This is a genomic window from Streptomyces yokosukanensis, assembly GCF_001514035.1.
GTDB lineage: Bacteria > Actinomycetota > Actinomycetes > Streptomycetales > Streptomycetaceae > Streptomyces > Streptomyces yokosukanensis.
Genome location: NZ_KQ948208.1, coordinates 553,400 through 574,751 on the forward strand (window position 1 = coordinate 553,400; position 21,352 = coordinate 574,751).

Genomic DNA, 21,352 nt, shown 5'->3' on the forward strand with positions numbered 1-21,352 from the left:
CATGAGCCTGCGGGCACGCATCAGCACTCCGGAGGAGCACGGCAGCCGGGGCGAGGAAGGGCATCTGGTCGCCTCCTACCGGGCCAAGCTGCTGGAGGAGATCGACCTCGCTGAGATGAGTTCGCTGGCCGCCGCCGAACGTCGGGCGCGACTCGAACGGGTGCTCGGACACATCATCAGCCGCGAGGGTCCCGTCCTGTCGACGGTCGAGCGCGCACAGCTCATCCGCCGGGTGGTGGACGAGGCGCTCGGCCTCGGCATCCTGGAGCCGTTGCTGGAGGACGCCTCGATCACCGAGATCATGGTGAACGGCGCCGACGCGATCTTCGTGGAACGCGGCGGCCGGGTCGAGCAGTTGCCGATCCGGTTCGCCTCCGCCGACCAGCTGATGCAGACCATCGAGCGGATCGTGTCGACCGTGAACCGAAGGGTCGACGAGTCGAACCCGATGGTGGACGCCCGGCTGCCCTCCGGCGAGCGCGTCAACGTCATCATCCCGCCGCTGTCGCTGACCGGCCCGATCCTCACCATCCGCCGCTTCCCGCGCTCCTTCACCCTGCAGGAGCTGATCTCCTTCGGCTCGCTGGACGAGCACATGGTGTATCTGCTGGCGGGGCTGGTGCAGGCGAAGTTCAACATCATCGTCTCCGGGGCCACGGGCACCGGGAAGACCACCCTGCTGAACGCGCTGTCCGGGCTCATCCCGCCGCACGAACGCATCATCACCATCGAGGACTCCGCCGAACTCCAGCTCCAGCAGGCCCATGTGGTCCGCCTGGAGGCGCGGCCGCCGAACGTCGAGGGCCAGGGCCAGGTGACCATCCGCGACCTGGTCCGCAACTCCCTGCGGATGCGCCCGGACCGGATCGTGGTCGGCGAGGTCCGCGGCGGCGAGTCCCTCGACATGCTCCAGGCGATGTCCACCGGCCACGACGGCTCCCTCGCCACCGTCCACGCCAACAGCGCCGAGGACGCGCTGACCCGGCTGCAGACCCTGGCCTCCATGTCCGACGTCGAGGTCCCCTTCGTGGCGCTGCACGACCAGATCAACAGCGCGGTCGACGTCATCGTCCAGCTCACCAGGTTCGCCGACGGCGCCCGCCGGATCACCGAGATCGCGCTTCTCGACAGCCATGGCGGGGAGCCGTACCGGATCGCGACCGTGGCCCGCTTCGACGCCCGGCCCATGACCTCCGACGGCCGTGTGTACGGCACCTTCCAGTACTTCCCGCTGCCCCGCCGCAGCGCCGACCGCCTCTACATGGCGAGCCAGCCCGTCCCGCAGGCCTTCGGGGTCGCCCACTCCGCGGACCAGCTCGCCACCCGAGAAGCCAGGTAGGCCCCCCATGCAACTGCACACCCTCGTCCAGCTCACCACCGGTGTGGCGCTGCTGACCTGCGTCCTGGCGGTGGCCGGCGTGCACATCTACGCCTCGGGCCGGGCCCAGCGCGCCGCCCTCGTGGACCGTCTCATCCACACCGGCCCGGTGCCGGCGACCGGCCGCAGGCGCCGCTTTCGCGACCTCGACCGGCGGCTGCGCCGTACCCGCTTCGGCCGCTGGCTGGAACTGCGGCTGGCGGCGACCGGTCTGGACGTCACCCCGGGCGAGTTCTTCGTCCACATGCTCGCCGCGGTCGCCGCGCTCTGGCTGATCGGCCAGGCCACGCTGGCCCCCTTCTTCGGCCCGCTCGCCGGACTGCTCGGCATCTGGGCGGCCGTCCAGTTCCTCAACTGGCAGCGCCAGAAACGCATCGAGCGGTTCATCAACCAACTGCCCGAACTCGCCCGCATCCTGGCCAACGCCACCCAGGCCGGCCTCGCCCTGCGCACCGCGATCGGCATGGCGGCGGAGGAGCTGGAGGCCCCGGCGGGCGAGGAACTGGGGAAGGTGGCCGACCAGTTGGCGATCGGCCAGTCCCTGGACGACGCGCTGGGCGAGCTGGCCGACCGGCTCCCCTCCCGCGAACTGGTCGTGCTGGTCACGACCTTGGTGCTGTCGAACCGCGCGGGCGGCCAGGTGGTCGGCGCCCTGCGCAACCTGACCGAGACGCTGGAGGAACGCAAGGAGACCAGGCGCGAGATCCGCACCCAGCTGTCCCAGGTGACCATGACGTCGTACGCCGTCCCCGTCCTGGGCGTCGGCGCGCTGTTCCTGATGAACGGCGTCAAGGACGGCGCCCTGGAGCGGATGACCGGCTCACCCGTCGGCCAGGCCTGCGTGATCATCGCGTTCGCCATGTACGCCGTCGGCTTCGTGTTCATCCGCCGCCTCAGCCGCATCGACGTGTGAGGGGAGCGGACTCCGTGGCATTCCTGCTCGCGCTGCTGATGGGCCTCGCCGTCTGGGGCGCCTTCACCGGCATCCGCATGTACCGCGCGGACGCCAAGCTCCCCGGAGACCTCGCCGTCGCCCTGGAGGTCGGCGCCACCCGCACCGGCGCGGTCGGCTCGGTCATCGACCGCATGGGCATGCGCTACGCCCCCGCCGTCCTGCGCCTGATGGGCCCGCGCCTCGTCGGCAAGTACCGCCGCAAGATCGACCTCGCCGGCAACCCCGGCGGCCTGACCATCGACCGCTACGCGGCCCGCCGCGCGGTCTACGGCGCGCTCGGCGCCGTGGGCTTCCTGGTCTTCCTCCTGCGCGGCCAGTGGTTCGTGGCCCTACTGCTGCTGCTCTTCGGGGCGTTCTGGACGGAGGTCGGCATCTGGTCGGCGATCCGGGTCCGCAGGGACGTCATCGAGCGCACCCTGCCGGACTTCCTGGACGTGCTGGCCGTGGTGGTCAGTGCCGGGCTCGGCTTCCGCCAGGCCCTGGACCGCGTGGCCTCCCGCTACGAGGGCCCCTGGGCCGACGAACTGCGCATCACCCTGCGCCAGATGGACCTCGGCATGAGCCGCCGCCAGGCTTTCGCGGAACTGCGCCGCAGGAACGACTCCGAGCAGGTCGCGATGTTCGTGACGGCACTGCAGCAGGGCGAGGAACTGGGCGCGCCGATCGTCGACACGCTCGTCTCCCTGGCGAAGGACATGCGCCGCACCGACGCCCAGAACGCCCGCCGCAAGGCCGCCCGCGCGGTGCCCAAGGCCACGCTGATGATCACCACGTTCATGGTCCCGGCCACGATGCTCCTGCTGGGCGCCGGCCTGATCCTCGGCTCCGGCGTGGACTTCGGCTCACTGACCGGGAAGTGAGGCGGGGATGGCGGTGGCCGGAGTGACCGGGCGGAGCAGGGGAGCCCTGCACGTCCTCGGCCGGTTCGCACGCCGTACGACGACGACGTCCGGTGCGGCGGCACCCACCACCGAACCCTCCATGAAGATCCAGGTCAGCGCGTTGCAGGCGATGTGCCGGCAAGTGTTCGGCTTCCGCCTGGCCATGATCGCGCTCGCCGCCCCGGCCGCCCTGCTCCACGCGGCCCCCGGACTGGGCGCCCGCCTGGTCGGCGCCGCCGTGGTCGTCACCTTCATGGCGTCCTACGTCCTCTTCCGGGACTGGGAGCGCTTCGGCCCCCTGCTCCTGCGCCACCCGAGCCTCCTGGCCGCCGACACCCTCGTCGGCTCCCTCCTGCTCGTCTCGGCCGGCCCGGACACCACCCTCGCCTACGTCAGCGTCTGCACCCCGCTGCTCGCGGGCCTCGCCTACAGCTGGCGGGGCGCGGCCTTCTTCGCCTCGCTCCAGGCACTGATCCTGCTCCTGGTCCACGCCACCCTGAAGGCCGACCGGCACGCCCCCGTCGCCGAGGCCCTCCTTCTGCCCGGCCTGTGCGTCGTCTCCGGCGCGATGGGCTCGACCCTGCGCAACCTGATGCTCCGCTTCGGCGCCGCGACCCAGGCCCTGACGGCGGTCCAGGCGCGCCTCGCGGCGGCGGAGGCGGTGAGCGCCGAACGCGCCCGGCTGGCCCGCGAGATGCACGACTCGGTGGCCAAGACCCTGTACGGCGTGGCGCTGGCGGCCGACGGCCTGGCGGCCACGGCCTCGGCACAGGACCCCGACCCGGCCCGCATAAGGGCCCAGGCGGACCTGGTGTCGCGCTCGGCGCGCAGGGCGGCGGCGGAATCCCGGGAACTGCTGAGGGACCTGCGTGGCGAGGCCGCGCCGCCCGCGGCGCGGGAGCCTTCCCTGTGGCCCGAACTGCATGCCCACGTAAGGGACTTCATCTCCCGAACGTCGTTGGGGGCCACGTGCTCGCTCCCGCCCCCGGGCACCCCCTCCCCGCCCGCCCCCTTGGCCCGCCATCTCCTGTCCATCACGGCGGAGGCGCTGGAGAACGCCCACCGGCACGCGTCCGCGACCCACGTCGACGTACGCGTCGCGGTCCACGGCGATCTGCTGCGCCTGTCCATCCACGACGACGGCGAAGGCCTGCCGCCCGGCACCACACTGGACCGGCTCCGCGCGTCCGGCCACTTCGGACTGCTCGGCATGGTGGAACGGGCGGCACAGGCGGGCGCCCGCATTCGCATCGGCCGGGGCGGGCACGAACGGGGCACGGAGGTACGCGTGGAACTCCGCCTGTCCACCCTGACCCGATCCGCCCCGGCAGCCGGGCAGACCCGGGACACCCGAGAAGCCCGAGACACCTGAGAGGAGGCACCATGCAGCACGCTCACCCCTGGCCGGAGGCACCCTCGCCGCCGCGGCCCCCGCTGCGGCTGTTGGTGGCCGACGACAACCCCGTGGTCAGGGCAGGCCTCACGGTCCTGCTCTCCGCCCGCGAGGACACGACGGTGGTGGCGGAGGCGTCGGACGGCCGCGAGGCGTACGAGGCGGCGCTGCGGCACCGCCCGGACGTCATCCTCCTCGACGTCCGTATGCCCGGCGTCGATGGAATCTCGGCATTGCCGCACCTGGTGCGGCTGGCGCCGGTCATGATGCTCACCTACAGCCACGAGACGGAGACCGTGCGGGAGGCGCTGCGGCTGGGGGCGGGGGGATACCTGGTGCACGGCGAGTTCACGACGGAGCAGTTGGTGAGGGCGGTGCGGGACGTCCGGGAGGGCCGGCCGCATGTGACGCCGGGGGCGGCGAAGGCGTTGCTGACCGAGCTGAGGGCCAATGCACCTGCACACGCGAAGCCTCAAGTCCCGTATTTTTTAGGGGAAAACTCCCCCCAAGCGCTTTCGCAACTGCAATCATCTATGGGACAGTCGTTCCGTTCACGATTCCGGCTGAGTGCGAGGGAGGCGGAGATCATGGACCTCATCGCGTCCGGCATGACCAACCAGCAGATCGCCGCCGCCTGCTTCATCTCCGAGAAGACGGTCAAGAACCACATCAACCGCATCTTCGCCAAGCTCCAGACCACCACCAGGTCCCAGGCGGCCGCGAAGTGGCTGGGGGTGGCGTGAGGTGAGGGCGCGAGGAAGTGCCAAGAGCGGCGAATGGGCCCGGTCTTGGGCCCTGGGACCCTCCGGCGGGCGCGGTGTTCCGGCATACGTTGCCCGGATCGGAGGCGAACCCGGAGGGGACCACCATGAGCAACTGGTTCAACACCACCGTCGCATACCTGCGGACCCGTGTTGCCCGCAGCGACAGGGGTCAGACCGCGGTGGAGTACCTCGGCATCATCGCGGTGGTCGTGGCGATCGTCCTGGCGATCACGGGAACGAGCATCGGGCAGACCATCTTCGACGCGATCACGAACAAGATCACCGAGGTCACCGGCGGCTGATTCCTCCGTACCGCGACGCAGGGCAGGCCTTCCCCATCTACATCACGGTGGTGGCGGGCCTGCTCTTTCTCGCGTTGGCCTACCTCGCGGTCGGTCAGGCCGCGGTGAACCGGAGCAGCGCGCAGACGGCGGCGGACGCGGCAGCTCTGGCTGCGGCTCAGAAGACCCGTGACCAGCTCGCGGGCAAGTGGGTGGACGACGTACGCGACCCGACCAAGTGGCGAGCCCTCTTCGAGGGCGACGGCGGTGACGACTTCTGCTGGCGAGCCGGCCAACTCGCGGAACAGAACGGCGCGACGGCGCATTGTGCGTTCCGACCGCCGCTGAGCTACGTGGTCGACGCCAGGACGGTCAAGCCCGTGGGTGACTCCGTCGTGCCCGGCACCGGGAACGTGCATGCGACGGCGCACGCGACAGCCGTGATCGAACCCCTCTGCGAGGCCCCCGACCAGACTGTCAAGGGCAACGGCCTTCCCCCGCTCATCTGCAAGGACAAGGTCTGGAAGCTGAACCCGGACGACACAACGGGACTTCCGAAACCCGAAGACCTCTTCGACGTCCACCTGGCCGACTCATGAGCGAACGATCAATGACGAAGGAAGCGGAGCGATGAGCATGCGGTTCACTGCGAAGGCCCGCAGGGGGACGGTCGCATTGACCGTTGCGGCCGGGCTGGCCATCGGTGCGGCCGGTTGCGGTGGCAGCGGTGGCGGCGACGACAAGAAGCCGGACAGTTCGGCGACCGCTTCCCGTACGAGCGGCTCCGAACCGAGCGCCCAGGAGGGGCAGTCGGACCAGCCGCTGGCCGAGTTGCACGGGTCGGACGGCCTGCTGCTCCAGATCACCTCGGCGCAACGTGACGGGGGCGGCTTCGTGACGGTCAACGGCACCTTGAAGAACGACGGTGCTCAGACCACGGTGATCCCCTCCGCGCTGAGCGGCAATGAAACAGAGATCATCAAGAACGGCAAGTCTTTCGGCGGGGCCACGCTGGTCGATCCGCAGGGCAAGAAGCGGTACTACGTGCTGCGGGACACCGAGGGCCGCCCGCTGACCACCACCGGCTTCTCCGCACTCAAGGCCGGCGCCACCCTGGCGGTGTTCATGCAGTTCCCGGCGCCTCCGGCGACCACGGACTCGGTGGAGTTCCAGCTGCCGACGTTCTCCTCGGCCACCATCAAGATCTCCGGGTGAGGCCGAAGTGATCACCACCCGTCTCGCGCTCACCCTCACCGCCGCCACCCTCCTCCTCGCCGCCACCCCGGCCCGAGCCGACGACACGGACCCGAGTCAGCCCCCCGTCACCGAGCCCTCCGCCGCGGCGCCCGTGAAGATCGACCCCACCGATCCCGATCTCAAGCTCCCGGAAGGCGCCACCCTCGCCGCGCCCAAGGTGCTGGACATCAAGTCGGTCGTCGAAGACCAGAGCGGGGACGAGCGGCGCGAGGACACCAACGCGGACGTCACCTTCGCACTGCAGGCCGAAGTCCTGTTCAGCAAGGACAGCGCCAAGCTCGGCGACGACGCGAAGGCCCGGATCGCGACCATCGCCGAGGAGATCAAGAAGCAGAACGCCACCCAGATCCGCGTCTTCGGCTTCACCGACGACCTCGGCTCCGCCGCCCACGGCGACATCCTGTCCAGGCAACGCGCCAACGCCGTACAAGCCGTCCTGGACCAGGACCTGAACGACCCCGGCGTCACCTTCGAAGTCCGCGGCTACGGCGAGCAGTACCCCATCGCCGACAACTCCACCGAGGAGGGCCGGCGCAAGAACCGACGCGTCGAGGTCTCCTTCCCCCGCACCCAGGACTGAGCACCCTGCGGCACGGCCCTCGCCCCTCACCCACCCCGTACGCGAACACCGCCCTCGGCGTCCGCGTCCGCGTCGACGCCGACCCGCACCCCCGCCCGCAGCCCCCACCCCGCCATCGCCCCGGCCTCGGCCTCCAGCACATGCCGTGCCCGCAGCCGGGGCAGGCCCAGGCGGCCCGGCCGCATCGTGCGGACGGCGAGGACGGTCAGGTGCCGGTCCAGGTAGGCGACGTCGATCGGGATCCGCATCCCGAAGGTGTGCACGCTGCTCGCCGGTGACAGCAGCATCGCCCCGTCGACCGCGTCCCGGCCCAGCAGCCCCTTCGTCCGGGCCCGGTAGGAGACCGCGATCTCCAGGGGGAGGACCACCGGGGGCACCGGGCCCGCTGTGCCCTCCCCGCTCTCCTGCTTCGGCACGGTCAGCGTTCCGGACCCGTCCCGCCAGCGTCTTCCCATGTCCCCTCCCGAAGCCCCGAGGCACCACCGACCCACCCGTGGAGAAAACCCGGTTGCCACCCCACCTCCTCCCCACTGGGAAGGCGTCCATGACTGGACTCGGTGTCGTGTTCCGCCCTCGCCTTCCGCCCTCGCCTTCCGCCCTCGCCTTCCGCCCTCGCCTTCCGCCCTCGCCTTCCGCCCTCGCCTTCCGCCCTCGCTTCCGCCCGAGCGCCTGCGGGCGGTCGCACCGGCTCGTCGTCCCTCTGCGGGGAGGCGTTGTCAGTGGCGGCTGCCACACTGCCTCGCATGACCGACGAACACGGTGAAGTGCGTCTGCGGGCCGTCACGGACGACGATCTGGAAGTCTTCCTCGCCTATGAGCACGACCCGGAGGCGGTCCGGCGGTCGCGATTCACCCCTCGGCCGCGGGACGCCTTCCTACGGCACTGGCGCGTGCGTGTGCTGCCCGATCCCGACTGCTTCGTACGGACGGTCACCGTGGACGGCGCGGTCGCCGGAAACGTCTGCTCCTGGACCGAGGACGGGCGGCGTCTCGTCGGGTACTGGCTGGGGCGGCCGTACTGGGGCCGCGGCATCGGCACCCGCGCCCTCGGCCGCTATCTGGAGCTGGAGCGGATACGGCCCTTGTACGCCGAGCCCTTCCACACGAACACCGCCTCCGTCCGCCTGCTGGAGAGACACGGCTTCGAGCGCGTCGACACCGTTGCCCACGAGGACGACGGGCACTTGCTGTTCGTCCTCGCCGAGCGAGACGGCGCAGGCCACCGGTGACGCGGCGTTCTGCGATCATGGCTGACATGTCCGTGAACCCTGCCTCCGGTGCCTTCGAAGACCTCGTGGCCGAGGGTGCCGCCGTGCCGACCGAGGGATGGGACTTCTCCTGGTTCGAGGGGCGGGCGAGCGAGGAGCGGCCCTCGTGGGGGTATGCCGTCTCGGCGGGGAGGCGGCTGGCCCGGGCGGAGGCGGTGCTGGACATCCAGACCGGCGGCGGCGAGGTGCTGGACTTCGCGCTGGGCCGTGCCGAGCCGGCCCGTCCGGCGTCGGCCGCGGCGACGGAGGGCTGGCCGCCGAACGTGGCGAAGGCCACCGCCCTGCTCGGGCCGCGCGGTGTGATGGTCGTCGCAGCCCCGGACGACGCGCCGCTGCCGTTCGCCGACGAGGCCTTCGACCTGGTGCTCAGCCGGCATCCGGTGCGCCCGTACTGGGGTGAGATCGCCCGGGTGCTGCGGCCCGGCGGCACCTACTTCGCCCAGCATGTCGGGCCGGCCAGCGTGTTCGAGCTGGTCGAGTACTTCCTCGGGCCGCAGTCGGAGCAGGTGCGCACGGCCCGGGACCCCGGGCGTGAGCGGGCCGACGCGGAGGCGGCGGGACTTGAGGTGGCCGGGCTGCGGGCGGAGCGGCTGCGGATGGAGTTCCGCGACATCGCCGCCGTCGTCCATTTCCTGCGCAAGGTCGTGTGGATGGTCCCGGGCTTCACGGTGGAGGAGTACCGGCCCCGACTCCGCGCGTTGCACGAACGGATCGAGCGGGAGGGCCCGTTCGTCGCGCACAGCACCCGGCATCTCTTCGACGTTCGCAAGCCGGCCCGCTGACGAACCCGGTAACCCGATACGCCGGAGAAAACGGCCGAAAACAGCCGTGGTTCACTCGAAGTTTCCCTCGGGTTCCCACATTGTTATCCGCTGCGGTTCACATCCGTCCCACCCGCCACGTAAGTTCAGACCAAGGGTATTCGCGTCAGCAAAGCTGCGCGGGCGGCATCGCGCAGTGGAGGGGGCTGCGCGGTGCTGTGACCCCCGGCGATCCGCCCGCGCCCGCGTAGCGGAATCGTCAAGTCACCATTCACCGGTCGGGTAGCCCGTCGGGGGGACGCGAGGGCGACTCGTCGACACATCCCCAAGACGGCCCAAAGTGTCTGGATCCCTCCGAATCACTTTGTATCCGACCGGTTCCCCCTGGGATTCCGCTGTGAATCGGCCATGCGACACCCCTGAATCCAGCGTTCCGCGCCCATCGGGGCGTCGCCGGATGACTTCGGAGAGTAGTTGTGGCCCGCCGATGCACCCACCATCCCTTACGAAGGGTTATGGTGGAAGCCCCCCCTCGGGCCGGTCCGTCTCCCCCCCACGGACCGGCCCGTTTTTTCTCCCCGCCTCCGGAACCTCTCGGCGAGGGGCTCGCGTCCTCACTCAAAGGAGTGCGGGGAGCCGCGTGACCGGCCCGCACCGGCCCGTAGCGGCCGAGGCACCGCTACCACCCAAATCCCAAACCCCGAGCCAGAAGCAGGGCCCCGACGGGGGTAGGCTCAGCGGCTCGGGCACCCTTAGGCATCGAACCCCCACGCCAACCCCCGGGAGGGCCACGTGAACCTGCGCGACAACCTGCGCAGCCTGCTCGTCAGGCTCTACGCACGCCGGGTGGAGGGCCACCTGGACCACGATCAGGTGCCCAAGCACATCGGCGTCATCATGGACGGCAACCGCCGCTGGGCGAAGGCGTCGGGCTCCACCACCGTCCACGGCCACCGGGCCGGTGCGGACAAGATCGAGGAATTCCTCGGCTGGTGCTCCGAGACCGATGTCAAGGTCGTCACCCTGTGGCTGCTGTCCACGGACAACTTCGAGCGGCCGCAGGAGGAACTCGTCCCGCTGCTCGGCATCATCGAGAACACCGTCCGCGCCCTCGCCGCCGACGGCCGCTGGCGTGTGCACCACGTCGGCGCGATGGACCTGCTCCCGGGTGGCCTGCAGCACATCCTGAAGGAGGCCGAGGAGGCCACCGCCCACATCGACGGCATACTCGTCAACGTGGCCATCGGCTACGGCGGCCGGCAGGAGATCGCCGACGCCGTGCGCGCCATGCTGCTCGACGCCCAGGACAAGGGCGTCACGATGGAGGACCTCGCCGAGTCCGTCGACACAGACATGATCGGCCGTCATCTCTACACCGGCGCCCAGCCCGACCCGGACCTCGTCATCCGCACCAGTGGCGAACAGCGGCTGTCCGGATTCATGCTGTGGCAGACCGCGCACGCGGAGTACTACTTCTGCGAGGTCTTCTGGCCCGCCTTCCGCAAGGTCGACTTCCTGCGCGCCCTGCGCGACTACGCCGCACGTCACCGCCGTTACGGCGGCTGAGGCATCCCGAACGCCCCGTCGGCCGACCGGTCGGCGGGGTGTCGCGCATACCCTGATTCGGGTGGATGTAACAAGGAGTTCACCAGCACGCCGGTGGCCACATTTGCATGGCTGCGGGTGTTCGAGGGCATAAGCCAAACAGGTCGACGCCCGAACCACGGGTGTCGGATCTCAGCGGGCGGCACGGGGCCGTCCGCCCGGGAGGCCCTTTGCACCAGCCCGATCGTGCGGTCACTGCACGGAAGCAGCCGCGGAGGGCCGGTCGTCGGCCCGCCGTGCGCGGGGGCCGGACACCGGCCGTGGCACCCCCACCCTCCCGGCCCGGCTTCCACTCCGTCGCTCCCCGACCTCATCCGAGGGGGTACGTCCTTCCGTGGTGACCAGCACAAAGCGCCACAAGTCAGACCGGCGCACTTATGTCATCGACACCAGCGTCCTGCTGGCCGACCCGAACGCCCTGACCCGCTTCGACGAGCACGAGGTCGTGCTGCCGATCGTGGTGGTCACGGAGCTGGAGGCCAAGCGGCACCATCCCGAACTCGGCTACTTCGCCCGCCAGGCCCTGCGCCTGCTGGACGACTACCGGGTGAAGAACGGTCGCCTCGACGCCCCCATCCCGATCGGGGAGCTGGGCGGGACGATCCGTGTCGAGCTCAACCACTCGGACCCCAGTGTGCTGCCCACCGGCTACCGCCTGGGGGACAACGACTCCCGCATCCTTGCGGTGGCCCGCAATCTGCAGGCCGAGGGGTACGACGTCACCGTCGTGTCGAAGGATCTGCCGCTGCGGATCAAGGCGTCCTCGGTCGGGCTGCTCGCCGAGGAGTACCGCGCCGAACTCGCCATCACCGAGAACTCCGGCTGGACCGGCATGTCCGAACTGACACTCCCCGGGGAGCAGGTGGACGTCCTCTTCGAAGAGGGCCATGTGTATGTGCCGGAGGCCTGCGACCTCCCCGTGCACACCGGCCTGACCATCCAGTCGGAGCGCGGCAAGGCGCTCGGCCGGATGACCGCCGAGGGCAATGTCCGTCTGGTGCGCGGCGACCGTGAGGCGTTCGGCATCAAGGGCCGCAGCGCCGAGCAGCGCATCGCGCTCGATCTGCTGCTCGACCCGGACGTCGGGATCGTCTCGATGGGCGGCCGGGCCGGCACCGGCAAGTCGGCGCTGGCGCTGTGCGCCGGTCTGGAGGCGGTCCTGGAGCGCCGCCAGCACCAGAAGGTGATGGTCTTCCGGCCGCTGTACGCGGTCGGCGGGCAGGAGTTGGGCTATCTGCCGGGCACCGAGGCGGAGAAGATGAGCCCGTGGGCGCAGGCCGTCTTCGACACGCTGTCGGCGGTCACCTCCCGCGAGGTCATCGAGGAGGTCACCGCGCGCGGGATGCTGGAGGTGCTCCCGCTCACCCACATCCGCGGCCGCTCGCTGCACGACGCGTTCGTGATCGTGGACGAGGCGCAGTCCCTGGAGCGGAATGTCCTGCTGACCGTCCTGTCCCGGATCGGCGCCAACTCGCGGGTCGTTCTCACCCATGACGTGGCGCAGCGGGACAATCTGCGGGTCGGTCGCTACGACGGCGTGGTCGCCGTCGTGGAGAAGCTGAAGGGGCACCCGCTCTTCGCGCATGTCACGCTGACCCGGTCCGAGAGGTCCCAGATCGCCGCGCTTGTGACCGAAATGCTGGAGGATGGTCATATCTGACCCGTCCGAGCGGGAAGGTCGCATCTGACCCGTACCGCACGGAAGTTGGCGCCGTTCGGCAAAGGCCAAGAGCCTAGCCGGGCGGCGCCTTCGTGCGTGGAGCTTTCCAGAAATCCCCAGGGGCAAACGGGATGTGAGCTTTCACACGCAACACAGAATTGCCACCCGGCGTCCGGTTACGGCAGAGTCTCAGTCCTGTCAGGCCCCGCATACGACGCACCTGTACCCCCAGCGGTACAGCACCACAGAAGCACCACCAACTCCATAGAGTTCGTCGTATGCCGCCCGAGCACCACGCGGCGCTTCCCGAAGGGGGAGTTGCCCACCGGGCCCGCGCCTCCCGTGACCCCGCAGTTGGGAGGCCAGTGTCAGGGGCACGATTGCGTCCGCCAGGGTCACCGAAGCGGGCGATGCTGGAAGGAAACCGTGTGAGCCGGATTTCGGTCCGGGGATTCGCAGTGGCCTCGGCCACCGCGGTCACCGCCGTCGGAAGCGTCGTCGGAGTTGCCTCGGGCAGCGTCGCGCAGAACAACAACGACGCCGAGGCGACGGCAGCCGACACCACGCTCCTCGCGGACATACCCGCGGGTCAGCAGGCCCAGGTCCAGTCCGCGTCCCTGACGCAGCAGGCCGACGCCCAGGCCATCGCCGCCGACGCGAGCGCCAAGAAGGGTGCCGAGGAGGCAGCCCGCAAGGCGGCCGCCGACACCGCCGTCGCCAAGAAGGCGGCAGCCGAGAAGGCAGCCGAGGCGGCCAAGGAGGCAGCCAAGCAGCGCGCCGAGACGAAGGCGGCGGCCAGCCGCAGCGGCGACAGCAGCGATGCCAGCTTCCCCGTTCAGTCCTCGTACACGGTGGCGCAGGTCCAGGCCATAGCGCGGCAGATCGTGCCGTCCGGCCAGTTCCAGTGCTTCAGCAACATCGTGGACCACGAGTCCACCTGGAACTACCAGGCGGTCAACGCCTCTTCCGGCGCCTACGGCCTCGTCCAGGCGCTGCCCGCCGGCAAGATGGCGTCCGCGGGCGCCGACTGGCGGACCAACCCGGCCACGCAGATCAAGTGGGGCCTGAACTACATGAACGAGCGCTATGGCAGTCCCTGTGACGCCTGGACGTTCTGGCAGGCGAACGGCAACTACTGAGCCCGGTCGCCGCTCTCAACCTTGCGCAGCCCCTCCCCGTCCTCAGGGGAGGGGCTTTCGCCCTGTACGGTCGTACCCGAAACCTCCAGGGGGAGGAGAGGTGGCGAGCACGCGGGGACGCGGGGGAAGAGGACGGATCATGTCGCGAGTGCCAGGGTGGCTCGGCCGGCTCGGTGCCGGTCTCACCGAGATGAGCGAGCGGCTGGACCAGCGCCGTGCGGAGGTGGAGCGCGAGCACACCGCGCAGTCCCCCGACGCGCCCCGACCGGCCGGTCCGGCCCCCGCCGACGACACCGACCCCACCCCCGCCGACGCGGCCTCCGCGGCCGTCGACGCCGCCACCCCGCCCACCGGAGGCTCCGCGCCGTCGGCCGGCCACCGCCCCGACCCCGTCGAGGCCGTGCCCTGGGGAGTGCGGGTCGCGGCCGAGGCCGGCTGGCGCCTGCTGGTCCTCGCCGGCACCGTCTGGGTCCTGATGCGGGTCATCAGCTCGGTCCAACTGGTGGTCTTCGCCTTCGTCATCGCCCTGCTCGTCACCGCGCTGCTCCAGCCGACCGTGGACCGGCTCACCCGGCGCGGGGTGCCGCGCGGCATCGCCACCGCGCTCACCGCCATCAGCGGCTTCGTCGTCATAGGGCTGATGGGCTGGTTCGTGACCTGGCAGGTCATGGAGAACATCGACACGCTCTCCAACCAGATCCAGTCCGGCATCGACGATCTGCGCAACTGGCTGCTGAAGAGCCCCTTCCACGTCACCGACAAGCAGATCAACCAGATCGCCAAGAACCTGCGCGAGGCGATCGGCGCCAACGCCGACCAGATAACGTCCGCGGGCCTGGAGGGCGTTCAGGTCATCGTCGAGGCCCTCACCAGCATCCTGCTGGTGTTCTTCTCGACACTGTTCCTGCTCTACGACGGCAAGCGCATCTGGGAGTGGTTCCTGAAGCTGGTGCCCGCCGCGGCCCGCCCGGGTGTGGCCGGCGCCGGTCCGCGCGCCTGGCGCACCCTGACCGCCTATGTGCGCGGCACGGTCCTGGTCGCCCTGATCGACGCGATCTTCATCGGCATAGGCATCTACTTCCTGAACGTGCCGATGGCCGTCCCGCTGGCCGTGTTCATCTTCCTGTTCTCGTTCATCCCGCTGGTCGGCGCCGTCGCCTCCGGCGCGCTCGCGGTGATCGTGGCGCTGGTGACCCAGGGCGTCTTCACGGCGGTCATGACGCTGGTGGTCGTCCTCGCGGTCCAGCAGATCGAGGGCCATGTCCTGCAGCCGTTCATCCTGGGCCGCGCCGTCCGCGTCCACCCGCTGGCGGTCGTGCTCACGGTCGCGGCCGGCGGCATGGTGGCCGGTATCGGCGGCGCGGTGGTGGCCGTACCGCTGGTGGCGGTGACGAACACGGTGGTCGCGTATCTGAAGCAGTACTCGGAGGAACTGCAGCAGCGGAAGTCCCTCGCCCCGGCGGTGGACGCGTCCGTGGCGGAGAACGCGGAGGACCCCGCCCACCAAGGGTGAGCGGGGTCCTCGAAGCGGTACCGGCTACTCCGCCAGGACGGCCTCGGTCTCGAGGGTGACGCCGACCGCCTGCACCACGGAGGCGATCTTGAACGCCTCCTGGATGGTCTCGTGCTCGACGCCGGCCTTGCGCAGCACCTGCTCGTGCGAGTCCAGGCACATGCCGCAGCCGTTGATCGCGGAGACCGCGAACGACCACAGCTCGAAGTCGACCTTCTCCACGCCCGGGTTGCCGATGACGTTCATCCGCAGACCCGCGCGCAGGGTGCCGTACTCGTGGTCGGACAGCAGGTGGCGCGTCCGGTAGAACACGTTGTTCATCGCCATGACGGCGGCGGCCGACTTGGCGGCCGTGTACGCCTCCGGCGTCAGGTTCGCCTTCGCCTCCGGCTCCAGCTCACGCAGGACGATCGGGGAACGCGAGGCGATGGCGGTCGCCAGCACCGTCCCCCACAGCGCCTGCGCCGGCAGGTCGGAGTTGCCGATGACCGAGCCCAGGTTGAGCTTCAGGTCCTTGGCGTAGTCCGGGACGCGGGCCTTCAGGGAGTCGAGCGACATGGGTCACTCACCGGCCAGCAGCGCGACCGGGTCCAGGGTGTTCTCGCCCTTGGTCCAGTTGCACGGGCACAGCTCGTCGGTCTGCAGGGCGTCCAGGACCCGCAGGACCTCCTTGGGGTTACGGCCCACGGAACCGGCGGTGACCATGGTGAACTGGATCTCACGGTTCGGGTCGACGATGAAGACGGCGCGCTGCGCGAAGCCGTCCTCGCCCTCGATGCCGAGGTCGCGCATCAGCTCGTGCTTGGAGTCGGCCAGCATCGGGAACGGCAGGTCGGTCAGGTCCGGGTGGTCCTTGCGCCAGGCGTGGTGGACGAACTCGGAGTCACCGGAGAAGCCGAGGATCTGGGCGTCACGGTCGGCGAACTCGTCGTTCAGCTTCCCGAACGCGGCGATCTCGGTCGGGCAGACGAAGGTGAAGTCCTTCGGCCATGCGAACACGACCAGCCACTTGCCCTCGTAGGACTTGTGGTGGATCTGCTCGAACTCCTTGCCCTTCTCCAGCGAGACGCAGGCGGTCAGTTCGAACTCGGGGAACTTGTCACCGACAGTGAGCACACGCTCTCCTTGCAGCGAAGAAAGACCCCTTTTGAGGATCTTTCCCATGGGTTGGACTGTGGTGATGTTGGCACAGGCTGCATTGATTAGTGAAATAGCTACAATCGGTCATGTTGATCGGAGGGGACTATCAGTGACCATCAGTAGCGGCAAGCGGAGGCAGCCGAGCCTCGCGCAGCTGCGTGCCTTCGCCGCCGTGGCCGAGCATCTGCACTTCCGGGACGCGGCGGCGGCCATCGGGATGAGCCAGCCCGCCCTGTCGGGAGCGGTCTCGGCGCTGGAGGAGACCCTCGGGGTGACCCTTCTCGAGCGTACGACGCGCAAGGTGCTGCTCTCGCCCGCCGGCGAACGGCTCGCGGTGCGGGCGAAGGCGGTGCTGGACGCGGTCGGCGCGCTGCTGGAGGAGGCCGAGGCGGTCCGGGCGCCGTTCACGGGCGCCCTGCGCCTCGGGGTGATCCCGACGGTCGCGCCGTATCTGCTGCCCACCGTGCTGCGGCTCGTGCACGAGCGCTACCCGGACCTCGACCTCCAGGTGCACGAGGAGCAGACCGCCAGCCTGCTCGACGGCCTGCACTCGGGCCGCCTCGACCTGCTGTTGCTCGCGGTCCCGCTCGGTGTGCCCGGGGTCGTCGAACTGCCCCTGTTCGACGAGGACTTCGTGCTCGTCACCCCGCTCGACCACTGGCTCGGCGGCCGTGAGGGCATCGCGCGCGAGGCCCTGAAGGAGCTGAACCTGCTGCTCCTGGACGAGGGGCACTGCCTGCGCGACCAGGCCCTGGACATCTGCCGGGAGGCGGGCCGCGAAAACGCGCCGGTGAGCACGACCGCCGCGGGCCTGTCCACCCTGGTCCAGCTGGTCGCGGGCGGCCTCGGCTGCACCCTGCTCCCGCGCACCGCGCTGAAGCTGGAGACGACCCGCAGCAGCCAACTCCTCACCGGCTCCTTCGCCGAGCCCGCCCCGAGCCGCCGGGTCGCTCTCGCGATGAGGGCGGGGGCGGCGCGCTCGGCGGAGTACGAGGAGTTGGCCGCGGCGTTGCGCGAGGCGCTGGGCGCGCTGCCGGTACGGGTGCTGGAAACGCCCTGAAGGGCTGCGGGGGAACCGCGCGACCAGTCCCCCCGCTGGTCCGCGCCGCGTACACCCCGCAGCCACTCTCCCCGGAGCGCCGGCCGGCTACTCCGTGCGCAGCCCCTCCGGCCGCATCATCCGGATCAGCGGCGGCAGGCTCAGCGCGGTCACCGTGAGGACCACCGCCGCGCCGGCGGCGGTCATCGACAGCACGCTCGACCAGTCCACCCCCAGCGACACGCCCACCATCTTCAGCAGCACCGCGCCCAGGGTGAGCCCGACGGCCGTGGCGAGCAGCAGGCCCAGGGCGATCGGGATCGCCGTCTGCCACAGCACCGACAGGCTCAGGGTGCGCCGTCGGGTGCCGAAGGCGACCAGCGACGACAGCAGCTTCCTGCGCTCGCGCAACTGCTCCAGCTGCGAGACCAGCAGGCTCGCGCCGATCAGCGCCAGCACACAGATGGCGCCGGCGAACGTACCGGTGCGGATGGAGTCGAACTGCTTCGACCGCTCGGTGGCCGACCACAGGACCGCGTCCGCCAACGGGTCGATCCGCGCGGCGGTGTTGCGGATGTGCTCCTGCGCGTCCGGCACCGACTTGTCCACCGAGAGATAGACCACCCCGGTCAGCAGGCGGTTCACCCGCTCGGGCACGGCCGCCGGGGTCAGCAGCACACCACTGGTCCGCATCCCGATCGGGCTGGTGATCGCGGTGGCCTGCTGCAGATGGCCCGGTACGGTCCAGGGGGCGTCCTTGCCCGGGCCGATGCCGTTGGTGGTGTTGATGTGGAGCGTGCGGCCCGACCGGGCGAGCTTGGCCACGTCGGCGTCGTTGTCCCCGCCCTTGGCCACGAAGACGTCCCCGTCGTGACAGGACGTCATCCGGGCCTCCTCGCGCAGCGCGTCGCAGGTGCCGACGGTCATCGGGATGGTGGTGTTGGGCCCGCGCCGCCAGTCCCGGTCGCCCAGGTCGATGCTGCCGAGCGCGGTCGCCTTGCGCACCCCCTTGGTCGCGGAGAACTTCGCGGCGGTCGGGAGGAAGTCCACCCCCTGCGGCAGGCTGACCTGCATCTGGGCGCGGGTGGTGTCCCGCCCGGTGTTCTTGGTGTATTCGCCCTGGATACCCGCGAACAGCATCTGCATCGCGATCGCCCCGGCCACCGCGACCGCGATCCCGTTGACCATGCGCGCCGCCGTACCGCTGCTCAACTGCAGCCGTCGTACGGCCAGTTGCCAGGCGATACCGCCCCGGCCGAGCTGGGCCACCACCGCTTCGACGATCCACGGCAGCAGGGTGGTCACGCCGATGAGCAGCAGGAGGACGCCGCCGATCACCAGATACGGGTTGAAGTCGCCGTGCCCGCGGCCCTGCCCGATCATCGGGGCGAGCAGCGCGAGGCCGCCCGCCGGCAGCAACAGCCGCCACCACAGCCGACGGCGCCTGGGCTTGGCCGTACGGACCACGCCCAGCGGCTCGATGACCACCCCGCGCAGCGCGAACAGCGTGACCAGCACCGCCGCCGCCGGGACGGCGACCGCGACCAGGGCGGCCAGCGCGGGCGCGGGGTTGAGATAGCTGGGGAACACACTGACGCCCACGATCTCGACCGAGCCCGCGAGCTGCCGGCCGAGCAGGAAGAAGACGGTGCCGAAGACCAGCCCGACCAGCGATCCGGCGAGCGCCTCGCCCGCCGCGATCCGCCGGGTCATCCGGGTGTCGGAGCCCACCAGCCGCAGCGCGGCCAGCCGGCGGTCGCGCCGCTCGCCGCCGAACCGTACGGCGGCGGCGATGAACACGGCGACCGGCGTCAGCAGCACGGCGAAGACGACCAGCACCAGCAGGATCAGCACCGGGTCCATCGAGTTCGACGAGGTCGTTCCGTCCAGGTGCCCGAACTCGCTGATCCGGGCCGTGCGGTAGCCGTCGATGCGTGGGGACAGGTTCTTCGCGCCGGCGTAGTAGGCCAGTTCCTGCGAGCCGACGAGCCCGCTCTCGCCGATCGTCCCGGCGATCCGGTACGGCAGCCGCTCGCGCAGCAGTCTGCCGTCACCGGAGTCGAGCAGTTTCTTCAGCGCGGGGGAGACGACCATCTCGCCCGGCGCCGGGTACTTCGACAGGCCCGGGGCGAGCGGTGCCTTCGGACCCTCGGGCTCCACCAGCCGGCCACGGACGTCGTCGCCGTGGTACGTCGTGTCGGAGTCGGAGATCAGCAGGGTGTTCGCGGCCTTCGGCCGCTTCGGGCCGTAGGTGTAGTCGAGACGGGCCTCGTCGCGGTCGTGCCGTACCGCGAGCGCGCTCGGGATCGCGGTCGTCACCAGCAGCAGCGCCACGCCCAGACCGACGCCGACCGCCGTCAGCAGCACCCGGATCCAGCCCTCGCGCCCACCGGTGAACGCGAACCGGACCCCCATTCCCAGATCCCGGCCCCATTGACGAGCGTTCACAGCGCGCGCTCCATGTCCCGCGACTTGCCGTCGCGCACCACGATCTCCCGGTCGGAGTAGGCCGCCACCCGGGCCTCGTGCGTGACGAGGACGACGGCTGCGTTGGCGGAGCGGGCCGCGTCGGTCAGCAGCTCCATCACGCGCTCGCCGTTGAGGGAGTCGAGCGCGCCGGTCGGCTCGTCGGCGAACACCACCCGGGGCCCGGTGACCAGCGACCGGGCCACCGCGACGCGCTGTCCCTGGCCGCCGGAGACCTCGCCGGGGCGCTTGCCCTTGAGGTCGTCCACCTCCAGGCGCTCCATCCAGCCGAGCGCGGCCTTCTCGGCCTGCTTGCGGGAGGTGCCGTTCAGCCGGAGCGGCAGCGCCACGTTCTCCACGCAGGTCAGCTCCGGGACGAGCTGGCCGAACTGGAAGACGAACCCGAACTCGCTGCGCCGCAGCGCGCTGCGCTCGGCGTCGTTCATGCCGGCGAGTTCGCGGCCGTCGTAGGTGATCGACCCGGAGTCGGGCGGCACGATGCCCGCGAGGCAGTGCAGCAGCGTCGACTTGCCGGAGCCGGAGGGGCCCATCACGGCGACGACCTCGCCGGGGTGGATGGAGAACGCGGCGCCGTCGAGCGCGAGGGTGGGTCCGTAGGCCTTGCGCAGGTTCTCGGCGCAGAGCAGGGAGCCGGCGGGAGCGGTCATCGGGCCACCGCCTCACGGAGCTTGTCCAGGCGCGCGGCGGTCAGTTCCAGCCAGCGCAGGTCGGCCTCCAGATGGAACAGCGCGTGGTCGCAGATCAGCTGGTCCGCGAGGTCGCCCTTGCGCTTGCGGTCGGTCAGGATCCGCATGCTGCGCAGGTGCTCGGCGCGCTGGGTGTCGAGGATGTCGGCCGCGTCCCGGTGGGTCAGCAGCGCGAGGACGACCTTGGTGTACAGGGTCGACTGGAGGTACTCCTCGGGCTTCTCCGGGGTCGCGAGCCAGCGCTCGACGTCGGTGATGCCGGCGTCGGTGACGGCGTACCGCTTCCGCTCGGGGCCGCCGCCGGCCTCGATGCCGTCGACCTCCACGAGGCCGTGCTTCAGCAGGCGGGACATCGTGGAGTAGACCTGGCCGTAGTGCAGCGGCCGGTCGTGACCGAACTTCTCGTCGAAGGCCCGCTTCAGGTCGTAGCCATGGCGCGGGCCGGACTCCAGGAGCCCTAGGAGGGTGTGACCGATGGACATGTGGAGCACTCTACACACGGTGTATACGTCGCGTGTATACGCGGAGTGTGGAGATCATGGCCCGCAGTACGGCTGTGCAGGTG

22 protein-coding genes are annotated in these 21,352 nt (G+C 70.4%); 16 read left to right on the top strand and 6 right to left on the bottom strand.

The features are described 5' to 3' along the window. Position 1 precedes the first annotated feature (1 nt). From AQI95_RS09135 to AQI95_RS09175, 9 genes are all read left to right on the top strand, one after another. Positions 2-1,339, top strand: a complete 1,338-nt coding sequence (locus AQI95_RS09135) for a TadA family conjugal transfer-associated ATPase (protein ID WP_067120105.1) — start codon at positions 2-4, stop codon at positions 1,337-1,339. A gap of 7 nt (positions 1,340-1,346) precedes the next feature. Further along, the gene (locus AQI95_RS09140; protein ID WP_067120107.1) at positions 1,347-2,291 is read left to right on the top strand and encodes a type II secretion system F family protein; all 945 of its coding nucleotides are present in this window, start codon (positions 1,347-1,349) and stop codon (positions 2,289-2,291) included. A gap of 14 nt (positions 2,292-2,305) precedes the next feature. Then, a complete protein-coding gene (locus AQI95_RS09145; RefSeq protein WP_067120109.1) occupies positions 2,306-3,193 on the top strand; it encodes a DUF5936 domain-containing protein in 888 nt (295 codons plus the stop codon). A gap of 121 nt (positions 3,194-3,314) precedes the next feature. Next, positions 3,315-4,586, top strand: coding sequence for a sensor histidine kinase (locus tag AQI95_RS09150; protein ID WP_244188692.1), 1,272 nt, complete (start codon positions 3,315-3,317; stop codon positions 4,584-4,586). Between the two features lie 11 nt (positions 4,587-4,597). Beyond that, complete coding sequence (locus AQI95_RS09155; protein WP_067120112.1) at positions 4,598-5,350, top strand: response regulator; 753 nt, start codon at positions 4,598-4,600, stop codon at positions 5,348-5,350. A 125-nt stretch (positions 5,351-5,475) separates the two neighbouring features. Then, entirely contained in the window at positions 5,476-5,673 is a 198-nt protein-coding gene (locus AQI95_RS09160) for a Flp family type IVb pilin (protein WP_067120114.1), read from the top strand. Then, positions 5,670-6,251, top strand: a complete 582-nt coding sequence (locus AQI95_RS09165) for a pilus assembly protein TadG-related protein (RefSeq protein WP_107121591.1) — start codon at positions 5,670-5,672, stop codon at positions 6,249-6,251. Before AQI95_RS09160 ends, AQI95_RS09165 begins: the two co-directional genes overlap by 4 nt. Positions 6,252-6,282: 31 nt before the next feature. Continuing rightward, positions 6,283-6,867, top strand: a complete 585-nt coding sequence (locus tag AQI95_RS09170; protein WP_067120116.1) for a hypothetical protein — start codon at positions 6,283-6,285, stop codon at positions 6,865-6,867. A gap of 7 nt (positions 6,868-6,874) precedes the next feature. Further along, positions 6,875-7,489, top strand: coding sequence for an OmpA family protein (locus AQI95_RS09175; RefSeq protein ID WP_425264868.1), 615 nt, complete (start codon positions 6,875-6,877; stop codon positions 7,487-7,489). Positions 7,490-7,515: 26 nt separating this feature from the next. Here AQI95_RS09175 and AQI95_RS09180 read toward each other — a convergent pair whose 3' ends face one another. Next, on the bottom strand, positions 7,516-7,944 hold the full coding sequence (locus tag AQI95_RS09180) for a DUF192 domain-containing protein (RefSeq protein ID WP_067120118.1): 429 nt from the start codon (positions 7,942-7,944) through the stop codon (positions 7,516-7,518). A gap of 288 nt (positions 7,945-8,232) precedes the next feature. Here AQI95_RS09180 and AQI95_RS09185 point away from each other — a divergent pair, with 288 nt between their 5' ends. From AQI95_RS09185 to AQI95_RS09210, 6 genes are all read left to right on the top strand, one after another. After that, the gene (locus AQI95_RS09185) at positions 8,233-8,718 is read left to right on the top strand and encodes a GNAT family N-acetyltransferase (RefSeq protein WP_067120120.1); all 486 of its coding nucleotides are present in this window, start codon (positions 8,233-8,235) and stop codon (positions 8,716-8,718) included. 26 nt (positions 8,719-8,744) lie between these two features. Next, positions 8,745-9,539, top strand: a complete 795-nt coding sequence (locus AQI95_RS09190) for a class I SAM-dependent methyltransferase (RefSeq protein WP_067120122.1) — start codon at positions 8,745-8,747, stop codon at positions 9,537-9,539. 771 nt (positions 9,540-10,310) lie between these two features. After that, positions 10,311-11,084, top strand: coding sequence for an isoprenyl transferase (locus AQI95_RS09195; RefSeq protein ID WP_067120124.1), 774 nt, complete (start codon positions 10,311-10,313; stop codon positions 11,082-11,084). 373 nt (positions 11,085-11,457) lie between these two features. After that, positions 11,458-12,783 carry an RNA 5'-3' helicase PhoH2 gene (locus tag AQI95_RS09200; protein WP_067120126.1) on the top strand — a complete coding sequence of 442 codons (1,326 nt, stop codon included), beginning with the start codon at positions 11,458-11,460 and terminating at the stop codon, positions 12,781-12,783. A gap of 428 nt (positions 12,784-13,211) precedes the next feature. Continuing rightward, positions 13,212-13,922, top strand: a complete 711-nt coding sequence (locus tag AQI95_RS09205) for an aggregation-promoting factor C-terminal-like domain-containing protein (protein WP_208614109.1) — start codon at positions 13,212-13,214, stop codon at positions 13,920-13,922. Between the two features lie 139 nt (positions 13,923-14,061). After that, a complete protein-coding gene (locus tag AQI95_RS09210; RefSeq protein WP_067120129.1) occupies positions 14,062-15,435 on the top strand; it encodes an AI-2E family transporter in 1,374 nt (457 codons plus the stop codon). A gap of 24 nt (positions 15,436-15,459) precedes the next feature. Here the strand turns inward: AQI95_RS09210 and AQI95_RS09215 are convergent, their stop codons facing one another. Both AQI95_RS09215 and AQI95_RS09220 read right to left on the bottom strand, forming a co-directional pair. Beyond that, positions 15,460-15,993, bottom strand: a complete 534-nt coding sequence (locus tag AQI95_RS09215; protein ID WP_067120131.1) for an alkyl hydroperoxide reductase — start codon at positions 15,991-15,993, stop codon at positions 15,460-15,462. Positions 15,994-15,996: 3 nt separating this feature from the next. Continuing rightward, complete coding sequence (locus AQI95_RS09220) at positions 15,997-16,551, bottom strand: peroxiredoxin (protein WP_067120133.1); 555 nt, start codon at positions 16,549-16,551, stop codon at positions 15,997-15,999. Positions 16,552-16,690: 139 nt separating this feature from the next. On the opposite strand from AQI95_RS09220, the gene AQI95_RS09225 reads away from it, so the two are divergent. Then, positions 16,691-17,635 (top strand): LysR substrate-binding domain-containing protein, encoded by a 945-nt coding sequence (locus AQI95_RS09225; RefSeq protein ID WP_425264871.1) that lies wholly within the window; start codon positions 16,691-16,693, stop codon positions 17,633-17,635. A gap of 87 nt (positions 17,636-17,722) precedes the next feature. Here AQI95_RS09225 and AQI95_RS09230 read toward each other — a convergent pair whose 3' ends face one another. The 3 genes from AQI95_RS09230 to AQI95_RS09240 are packed head-to-tail and all read right to left on the bottom strand — an operon-like array spanning position 17,723 to position 21,269. Further along, positions 17,723-20,062, bottom strand: a complete 2,340-nt coding sequence (locus tag AQI95_RS09230) for an ABC transporter permease (RefSeq protein WP_067120137.1) — start codon at positions 20,060-20,062, stop codon at positions 17,723-17,725. Beyond that, positions 20,059-20,748: an ABC transporter ATP-binding protein gene (locus AQI95_RS09235; protein ID WP_067120139.1), complete on the bottom strand. Its 690-nt coding sequence runs from the start codon at positions 20,746-20,748 to the stop codon at positions 20,059-20,061. The genes AQI95_RS09230 and AQI95_RS09235 overlap by 4 nt, the downstream gene beginning before the upstream one ends. Next, positions 20,745-21,269, bottom strand: a complete 525-nt coding sequence (locus tag AQI95_RS09240; RefSeq protein ID WP_067120141.1) for a PadR family transcriptional regulator — start codon at positions 21,267-21,269, stop codon at positions 20,745-20,747. Before AQI95_RS09240 ends, AQI95_RS09235 begins: the two co-directional genes overlap by 4 nt. Positions 21,270-21,352 lie beyond the last annotated feature (83 nt).

Bases quoted from the DNA above. Each gene is read 5' to 3' on its own strand.
- AQI95_RS09135 (WP_067120105.1), top strand. From the start codon at position 2: ATGAGCCTGCGGGCACGCATCAGCACTCCGGAGGAGCACGGCAGCCGG.
- AQI95_RS09140 (WP_067120107.1), top strand. From the start codon at position 1,347: ATGCAACTGCACACCCTCGTCCAGCTCACCACCGGTGTGGCGCTGCTG.
- AQI95_RS09150 (WP_244188692.1), top strand. From the start codon at position 3,315: ATGAAGATCCAGGTCAGCGCGTTGCAGGCGATGTGCCGGCAAGTGTTC.
- AQI95_RS09155 (WP_067120112.1), top strand. From the start codon at position 4,598: ATGCAGCACGCTCACCCCTGGCCGGAGGCACCCTCGCCGCCGCGGCCC.
- AQI95_RS09160 (WP_067120114.1), top strand. From the start codon at position 5,476: ATGAGCAACTGGTTCAACACCACCGTCGCATACCTGCGGACCCGTGTT.
- AQI95_RS09170 (WP_067120116.1), top strand. From the start codon at position 6,283: ATGAGCATGCGGTTCACTGCGAAGGCCCGCAGGGGGACGGTCGCATTG.
- AQI95_RS09180 (WP_067120118.1), bottom strand. From the start codon at position 7,944: ATGGGAAGACGCTGGCGGGACGGGTCCGGAACGCTGACCGTGCCGAAG.
- AQI95_RS09185 (WP_067120120.1), top strand. From the start codon at position 8,233: ATGACCGACGAACACGGTGAAGTGCGTCTGCGGGCCGTCACGGACGAC.
- AQI95_RS09190 (WP_067120122.1), top strand. From the start codon at position 8,745: ATGTCCGTGAACCCTGCCTCCGGTGCCTTCGAAGACCTCGTGGCCGAG.
- AQI95_RS09210 (WP_067120129.1), top strand. From the start codon at position 14,062: ATGTCGCGAGTGCCAGGGTGGCTCGGCCGGCTCGGTGCCGGTCTCACC.
- AQI95_RS09215 (WP_067120131.1), bottom strand. From the start codon at position 15,993: ATGTCGCTCGACTCCCTGAAGGCCCGCGTCCCGGACTACGCCAAGGAC.
- AQI95_RS09235 (WP_067120139.1), bottom strand. From the start codon at position 20,748: ATGACCGCTCCCGCCGGCTCCCTGCTCTGCGCCGAGAACCTGCGCAAG.
- AQI95_RS09240 (WP_067120141.1), bottom strand. From the start codon at position 21,269: ATGTCCATCGGTCACACCCTCCTAGGGCTCCTGGAGTCCGGCCCGCGC.